Origin of the sequence: Limnospira sp., from assembly GCF_051859755.1 — a bacterium.
Lineage (GTDB): Bacteria > Cyanobacteriota > Cyanobacteriia > Cyanobacteriales > Microcoleaceae > Limnospira > Limnospira fusiformis.
Genome location: NZ_JBIMLI010000189.1, coordinates 1 through 6,914 on the forward strand (window position 1 = coordinate 1; position 6,914 = coordinate 6,914).

Consider the following 6,914-nt stretch of genomic DNA (forward strand, 5'->3'; position numbering starts at 1 on the left):
TTACCTTAACGGGTAATAGTGCTATCGTCGCATTGTCAGGCAATAGCCGGATAAATGTCGCGTAAATGTATCAGTTTAGCAGAAAATTTGAGGTCTGGGATCTAATCTCAAGGCATAGCTACTAATTTGATAATTTGAGGAGGATTTGAGATGATGGCTAATTTGTCAAGACTATTGTGGCTCCTACCAATGGTGACTATTACGGCTGCGGTAAGTTCTGATGCGATCGCGATCGCCTCTACGGGGACTATAGCAGAAAATGCGATCGCTCAAGGGCGGATCAGGGCTCCTTTTTTTGAGGAAACCCAAGACCCTGGGTTTACCAACACTTTTCTTAGGGATGCTTTGGGGGGTGTTGCTGACCCATTAGAGAGTAGTAATGGTAGTAGCGCAGCAGAAACCATTACCACAGGATCTGATTCCCTACAGACCATACAAAACAACGTAAACAGGAGTAGGGGAGGCTTGAATGGGGGTCTATCTCCGGCTAACGGAGGTGGTGGTTCTAATGGGACTCCAAGTAATGGCAGAATACCGACAGGTAGAGGTATTTTTCGGTCTTTACCCTCTTCTGGTCGCTAAGAAAGAATTAATTAATAATTGGGGAGAAACCCGGTTTCTTCGAGAAACCGGGTTTCTTGACCTGTGGGGGAGAAACCCGATATTGTAGGGTGCGTCAGACCCCGATACTTAGGAATTCCAGAGATGATTAATGCTGACGCACCTTCTAGGGGAAAGGTGGTGCATCAGATGAACAAAATTTGCCGTTCACCCGATAGGTTATCCCCCTGACTCACCCTACGAATGAGTGATAATGATTAATTACCAATGGTAGCATCGAAAAATTTTTCGCCCCTACTGGTGGGTGAGGGCGGGTTTATTGGTATTGTCGGTGGGAACTGACGATTGACAGTAGAACCCGCCCCTACATGGTGTTTAATTCAATTATCCATTGTTCAACAAAGTTATCAAAAACAAATCTAATTCCTTGGTCGCCGATGTCTGTTAACAGCGCCTCGGCTGCTTGTTGCACCCCAGGTGAACTATTCTCTGATTGATTTTGAGGAAACCAAGAATCTGTCTGTCCAGGGAAAAAACCTCCCAATATCAGTGTCAGGTCTGGGAATATCAGTGTCAGGTCTGGGAAAGAACCTCCAACTAAATCTTCGCCTCTGAGCTGTAAATCAAGACTTCCATCGCTGTAGAGACGAGTTTGTTGATTGTCTGTATCAATGACTGTATTAATCAGATTAGCATCCCACTGACCAGTTAAATCGGAAATCAAATAACCGTTACTAGTTAGTGCATCTCTAAAGTTAGAAAATCCAGTTATTTCTCCGGTTCCCTGTAAAGATCCTTCTAACTTCTCGTCTGTGTCTGGATCATTGTCTGGTGCTAGTGTCGGAATAAAAGGAATAGTCCCACCAGTCAAAGTCTCTTCGCCGTTGGGTGGTTCGAGAGTATCTTCTCCGGGTACGCCAATTAAGAGGATATCATCAATAGATAATCGGGGATTACCGATAAATGTGGCGACGGTTACAGGGGGTTGTGTTCCTGAACCGTCGGGGTCATAGATAAGGTTTCCGGTCTGTAATTCATAGGCGAGAATGGGACTGCTAATGGTGTCGAGGTTATCGGGATTAAATTCTCCGGTTTCGAGGAAAATAAATTGTTCAGGACTCAGGATATTTTCCGGGGTAGTACCTATTTGAATAAAGCCGAATTCCTCACGGTCAAATAGAAGGCGATCGCTTCCGGGGGTAAAGTCCAAAATCAAATCAGTTCCGGTGGTGATTTGACTGCGGGAAATATAGGCAAAAACATCATTGCCAGCACCTCCGAATAGGGTATCATTTCCGGCATTTCCAAACAGGGTATCATCCCCATCATCTCCTGATAGGAAATCATCACCCTTTCCGCCATAGAGAATATCATTATCAGCACCTCCATATAGCAGGTCATTTCCCGGACCGCCAAAGAGGATATCATCACCAGGACCCCCTAAGAGGGTATCGTTACCACTTCCCCCCAAGATAGAGTCGTTTCCCGTCCCCCCGTCAAGGGTTTGGTCGAATTGGTCTCCCACTAGGGTATCATTTCCGCCTCTCCCTTGTATGGCTGTTACTGGCTGAAAACTAATGGTTGCGGTAGCGGTAGCAAATTGGTTATGGCGATCGCGCAATGTATAATCAAAGCTACCAGAACCGCCAAGGGAGGTTGTATCGGGGATAAATTCTACTCCGACTCCCCCAGGGAGAATGGTAGCACTCCCGTTACTGACATTACCAATATTAGTGATCGCTTTTTCATCCCTAATAAAATCTGGCGGGAGGGGGATAATTAATCTGGGTTCTGCGGCTTGGAGAAAATCATTATTTTCTGTACCGACAACTAAGCTGGGGGTTGAGGTGGTAAAATAGGAGATTCTAATATTGTCTATGGCTAATTCGGTCGCTTCCGAACCAATGGCAATAATTCCGGTGTTCCGAGGGAGGGTGGTACTAAAGCGCCGAAATTCGTTAAATGTTTCTCCTGGGGTGGCTAATAAAACGTCAGTCCCTAGAGAATTGCCTTCTCGGTCAAATAGTTCGACGGTATGTTCTCGATTTGGGGAGGTGTAGTGAAAGGAAAAGTTACCCCCTCCTATGCTTAATGGTGATAAATTTCTGAGGTCAATGGTAATGTGATCGCCTGTCACTAATTCATTGACTTCTATCTCTTCGGCATCTTCGGCATCTTCGGCATCTTCCGTGTTTACAATAGGTTCGGAATAGGAGACAACTGTAGTTCCAGGGGGGGAAGTTCTGGTGGCATCAAATAAGCCTTCTCCCCCTTCATCAACACTCACCAAAGCTATGGCGTTGGGGGAAAATCTCACCCCATCGATTGTGCCAATGGGTGCAAAGTTGCGAGTTTGGAAATCTTCAAAGTCAAAAAATAGTTCCCGCATTTTATTGGCTTAAAAAAATATATATGTTGGCTGATAATTAACCTAAGTTAACCCCTGGCGGATTACCTTATCACATTTAACCGACTTTGGCAAGGGCTCCACCTCAAGATTAAGTTAATTGGTTGACAGAAAGAGTTATTTGGTAGGGGTCGAAAGGGAAGTCGCCTTCCCCAACTCCCATTCAAAACCGTGCTTGATACTTTCGCATCACACGGCTCCTGATGTGGATACCCTATTGTCAGTAGGAACAGGGTTACTACCCCCTGCTTTATAACTTCAACTTTGGGAGCTATATACACTACGTAGTCTTTAAACTCGCTCTGGTCATAAACAGGAGTAGGGGAGACTTGAATGGAGGTCCATCTCCCCGTAATGGTCGTTCTATAGTGACTCCAGATAATGGCAGAATACCGACAGGTAGAGGTATTTTTCGGTCTTTACCCCCTTCTGGTCGCTAAGAAAGAATTAATTAATAATTGGGGAGAAACCCGGTTTCTTCGAGAAACCGGGTTTCTTGACCTGTGGGGGAGAAACCCGATATTGTAGGGTGCGTCAGACCCCGATACTTAGGAATTCCAGAGATGATTAATGCTGACGCACCTTCTAGGGGAAAGGTGGTGCATCAGATGAACAAAATTTGCCGTTCACCCGATAGGTTATCCCTCTGACTCACCCTACGAATGAGTGATAATGATTAATTACCAATGGTAGCATCGAAAAATTTTTCGCCCCTACTGGTGGGTGAGGGCGGGTTTATTGGTATTGTCGGTGGGAACTGACGATTGACAGTAGAACCCGCCCCTACATGGTGTTTAATTCAATTATCCATTGTTCAACAAAGTTATCAAAAACAAATCTAATTCCTTGGTCGCCGATGTCTGTTAACAGCGCCTCGGCTGCTTGTTGCACCCCAGGTGAACTATTCTCTGATTGATTTTGAGGAAACCAAGAATCTGTCTGTCCAGGGAAAAAACCTCCCAATATCAGTGTCAGGTCTGGGAATATCAGTGTCAGGTCTGGGAAAGAACCTCCAACTAAATCTTCGCCTCTGAGCTGTAAATCAAGACTTCCATCGCTGTAGAGACGAGTTTGTTGATTGTCTGTATCAATGACTGTATTAATCAGATTAGCATCCCACTGACCAGTTAAATCGGAAATCAAATAACCGTTACTAGTTAGTGCATCTCTAAAGTTAGAAAATCCAGTTATTTCTCCGGTTCCCTGTAAAGATCCTTCTAACTTCTCGTCTGTGTCTGGATCATTGTCTGGTGCTAGTGTCGGAATAAAAGGAATAGTCCCACCAGTCAAAGTCTCTTCGCCGTTGGGTGGTTCGAGAGTATCTTCTCCGGGTACGCCAATTAAGAGTATATCATCAATAGATAATCGGGGATTACCGATAAATGTGGCGACGGTTACAGGGGGTTGTGTTCCTGAACCGTCGGGGTCATAGATAAGGTTTCCGGTCTGTAATTCATAGGCGAGAATGGGACTGCTAATGGTGTCGAGGTTATCGGGATTAAATTCTCCGGTTTCGAGGAAAATAAATTGTTCAGGACTCAGGCTATTTTCGGGGGTAGTACCTCTGGTGAAGCCGAATTGATCACTGTCAAATAGAAGGCGATCGCTTCCGGGGGTAAAATCAACAATTAGGTCAACTCCTAAATTAATTTGATTGGGAGATAGATAAGCAAAGGTATCGCTTCCTTCACCACCGACGAGGGTATCATCCCCAGCACCACCAATTAAACAATCATTACCTAGATTACCAAATAGGGAGTCATCACCATCAGAACCAATGAGGGTATCATCACCTGCATTACCATCAATGGCAGTAAGAATATTAACATTAACGGGAACTCTAATTAGATTTCCTTCGGAGTCGATCGCTTCATAACTAAAACTGCCAAGATTTCCGCCGGGGAGGGTGGGAATAAACTCGGCGGCTGTACCACCTTCTAGGATATTCACATTTCCGCCGATTAAATCGGTGATGGTATTTATCACGGCTATGCGTTCATTATCAGAAGCGGGAATGGTGACGGGAACGCCAACAAAATCGATGGTATCGTTAGCAGCGATCGCATCATTTCCGGGAGTACCATTAATTAAAGCGAAGGCGGTGATATTTCTAGTATCTTCATCTGTAGGATCATCATCATCACCATCATCTAGGGTATCGTCTCCGGCTGTACCAATCAAGATGATATCATTAACAGATAGGGGAGGGTTGCCTTGTAAATTAGCAATAATTTCGGGGGGTTGTGTTCCTGAACCGTCCGGGTCATAGAGCAGGTTTCCGGTCTGTAATTCATAGGCGAGAATGGGACTATTTATGAGGCTGAGATTATCTTGATAAGTTCCGGTTTCCACGAGAACCAATTGTTGAGGACTCAGGATATTTTCCGGGGTAGTACCTATTTGAATAAAGCCGAATTCCTCACGGTCAAATAGAAGGCGATCGCTTCCGGGGGTAAAGTCCAAAATCAAATCAGTTCCGGTGGTGATTTGACTGCGGGAAATATAGGCAAAAACATCATTGCCAGCACCTCCGAATAGGGTATCATTTCCGGCATTTCCAAACAGGGTATCATCGCCATCATCTCCTGATAGGAAATCATCACCCTGTCCACCATAGAGAATATCATTATCAGCCCCTCCATATAGCTGGTCATTTCCCGGACCGCCAAAGAGGATATCATCACCACTACCACCAAAGACGATATCATCACCACTATCTCCTAAGAGGGTATCATCGCCTGCTTCTCCGAATAAGCAATCATTACCCGCGCCGCCATAGAGGAGATCTGGTCCTGAACCACCATAGAGTACATCATCGCCACCTAAGCCGTTAATACGGGTGACGGGAAGAATATCGATAAATACATTAGCACTATCTTCGGTGTTGCCATCACTGGCGGTATAGGTAAAGCTGGCTTCGGTTCCCCCAGGCAATGTGGGGGTAAATCTGACAATGGTATTATTATTAAGTAAGGCTACGTCCCCGCCTGTGATGTTGCTGACGCTGCTGATAGATAAACCTGTCTCGGGACTATCATTGTCTAAAACTGGAATTTCGACGGGATTAAAGGGTTCTGGCGCGATCGCAAAAATGGTATCATCGGAGTCGGTTCCGTCTATTTCCTGGGGAGTGGCGGCGCGAACTTCCCTGGCGATGATGTTGACGGTTTCGGGGCGAGTCAATGAAACCGGATCAACTAGGATAATATCATTGGGGGATAAATTGGGGATGCTGCCATCTTCTGATTGTAACTGCGCGATCGCTATAGGTGGAGAGGTTCCCAAGCCGTCTATATCGTATTCCAGAAGTCCGGTAATGGTATCGTAAAGCAGAATCGGGATTTCTGTATTTTCGGGTAGGGATTCTCGATTGGTGGTAAACTGTTCGGGGTTGAGGGTTTGGGTCTCGGTATTGAGAGCGGATAAACCAAAACCACCTTCCTCTAGGGATTGGCTTTGAAAAACTAGGCGATCGCTATTTGGTGTAAAGTTTAATATGCGATCGGGTTGTGTACCTCTGTCATTAGGGGACAGGTAGACTAAGGTATCATTCCCTGTACCAGCCGTGAGGGTGTTTACGCCTGCACCACCTTCTAGCCAATTATTCCCCCCGCCACCAGATAAGCAATCATTCCCCTCCCCACCAAAGAGGGAATCATTACCAATACCCCCCAACAGGGTATCATTACCAGGACCACCATCAAGGATATTATCTCCTGACCCGGCTTGTAGGAGGTCGTCCCCTAAACCGCCAAAGAGGGTATCATTATCAGAACCCCCCAACAGGGTATCGTCATCCTTGCCGCCATAAAGGAGATTATTATCTGACCCGGCTTGTAGGAGGTCGTTTCCATCTTCACCAAAGAGGGTATCATCACCAGGACCCCCTAAGAGGGTATCGTTACCACTTCCCCCCAAGATAGAGTCGTTTCCCGTCCCCCCGTCA

Annotated in this window: 3 protein-coding genes; 1 reads left to right on the forward strand and 2 read right to left on the reverse strand. The window is 45.8% G+C overall.

Features of this window, described 5'->3' with window-relative positions:
• Positions 1-150 precede the first annotated feature (150 nt).
• Positions 151-582: a hypothetical protein gene (locus ACTIE0_RS21820; protein ID WP_006670918.1), complete on the forward strand. Its 432-nt coding sequence runs from the start codon at positions 151-153 to the stop codon at positions 580-582.
• A 343-nt stretch (positions 583-925) separates the two neighbouring features.
• On the opposite strand, the gene ACTIE0_RS21825 is transcribed toward ACTIE0_RS21820, so the two are convergent.
• Together ACTIE0_RS21825 and ACTIE0_RS21830 are read right to left on the reverse strand one after the other, a co-directional pair.
• On the reverse strand, positions 926-2,950 hold the full coding sequence (locus tag ACTIE0_RS21825) for a calcium-binding protein (protein ID WP_006670919.1): 2,025 nt from the start codon (positions 2,948-2,950) through the stop codon (positions 926-928).
• Positions 2,951-3,751: 801 nt separating this feature from the next.
• On the reverse strand, positions 3,752-6,914 hold a 3,163-nt coding region (locus ACTIE0_RS21830; protein ID WP_439516987.1), incomplete at its 5' end, for a calcium-binding protein.

Bases quoted from the DNA above. Each gene is read 5' to 3' on its own strand.
- ACTIE0_RS21820 (WP_006670918.1), top strand. From the start codon at position 151: ATGATGGCTAATTTGTCAAGACTATTGTGGCTCCTACCAATGGTGACT.
- ACTIE0_RS21825 (WP_006670919.1), bottom strand. From the start codon at position 2,950: ATGCGGGAACTATTTTTTGACTTTGAAGATTTCCAAACTCGCAACTTT.